Origin of the sequence: Rubripirellula obstinata (assembly GCF_001642955.1) — a bacterium.
Lineage (GTDB): Bacteria > Planctomycetota > Planctomycetia > Pirellulales > Pirellulaceae > Rubripirellula > Rubripirellula obstinata.
The window spans coordinates 1-1,500 of record NZ_LWSK01000274.1 but is presented as its reverse complement, the minus strand read 5'-3'; the positions used below and the strand labels follow the sequence as shown (position 1 = coordinate 1,500).

Here is a 1,500-nt window from a genome sequence, read left to right as displayed (position 1 = left end):
CAATAATGATAACATTAGACATAGGTTCGGTACCTTTTTGTGGAAGTTGGTAAAGCTATTCAAACTCCCAAAGAGTGTGCCGAACTTTTTCTCGTTAACCAAGCCCGCTCATAGTTTCTCCGCGAAAACAGCGATCACGGACGCTACTTTCGCGGAGCGAAAGGCGACTATTTTTGACACTTCTCGGTGAACGTGTCCTCTTTTCATGCCGCTCCATCCTTACGAAACCGAACAGGATCCCTTGTTGTTGATATGGTTCCAGGGCATCTTTGCCAACATCATTCCCATGCCGCAGGTGTCAGTGATGCCGGCGAACATCAAGCCAGCGCCGATGAATCCAGAGATCCCGACGAAAGATGGATGGACGAAGTAGCCCAGAACCGCGCCAAGCAACGCTAGAAAACCGGCCAAGATTCGGACTTGTCGTTCCAGAGACATGGCTTTCTTTCCTCGCACGACCGGCAAGCCCGCTTGCTGCCACGCCGTTGTCCCGCCTTCGACGCTGACCACATTGCTAACACCCGCGGCAACCAGCGACTTGCATGCCTGAGCCGATCGATTGCCACCTTTGCAAATCACATAAATTGAATCGGCGGCCGAATTCTTGTGTTGTTCGCTCCATTGGTTGAACGCCGTCGAATTCAGTGGAACGTTCTTGGCACCTTCGGCGTGAACTTCGCGAAATTCAACCGGCGTACGGACGTCGATCAGTTCGATCGTAGCTTGTTCGCGATTTTTGGCTAACTGCCCAACATCAATGGTTTTCATCTCAAGACGCTCCGTACTTTTTAAGAAAAATGAGTACTGTCAAAAACGTGGTTAAATCGTAGCATCGCAACAAAACGATATATCAAGCTAAAAAAACTCACCATCATTACTTCTTCTTCGAGCTACCTGTCAGGAACCGTGACTCGATGCATGCCATCAAGTTTTTCAGGTGCGGTTCGGCGACTTGATAGTAAACCCTTCGCCCCTCGCGCTCGCTTGTCAGAAAACCACAGCGTTGCAGTAGCCGCAAATGCTCCGACCCGACATTATCTGGGATGCCACAATCCGCGGCCAATTCACCAACGGTGTATCGCCCGTGCAGCAACAACTGAACGATCCGCAGCCGCGCAGGATGGGCTAGCGTTTTCAGGCACTCCGCTGCATCGACGAAATCATCAACCGAACCGGTCGGCTTGGTAGGCTTCTTCGCAGCAGGCTTTTTTTTGGTCGCAGGCATGGTTATTCCGTAACGGGTTAACCATCATAGTATCGCAATGTCACGAGATGACAATAGTGCAATTCCGAAGCGTCGGCCGGTTCCCTACGGCTTCCGGGCAATTGGCCAGTAGGAACCGGCCAACGCCGTGAAGAGATTTGGTCCCGGAAAACTTGTGTTAGTTCGTTTGGCCGCGTGGGCATCGCCCCGCGCCGTGAAGAGTTTTGGTCCCGGAAAACACGGGTTAGTTCGTTTAACCGCGTGGGCATCGCCCCGCGCGTTTCGCCCCGCATGGA

General features: G+C 52.3%; 2 protein-coding genes. Both read right to left on the bottom strand.

The annotated features are described in order from the left end of the window. Positions 1 to 219: 219 nt before the first annotated feature. Positions 220 to 768 carry a rhodanese-like domain-containing protein gene (locus tag RC85_RS25715; RefSeq protein WP_068267809.1) on the bottom strand — a complete coding sequence of 183 codons (549 nt, stop codon included), beginning with the start codon at positions 766 to 768 and terminating at the stop codon, positions 220 to 222. A 106-nt stretch (positions 769 to 874) separates the two neighbouring features. After that, positions 875 to 1,225, bottom strand: coding sequence for an ArsR/SmtB family transcription factor (locus RC85_RS25710; protein ID WP_068267806.1), 351 nt, complete (start codon positions 1,223 to 1,225; stop codon positions 875 to 877). Between the last annotated feature and the right edge of the window lie 275 nt (positions 1,226 to 1,500).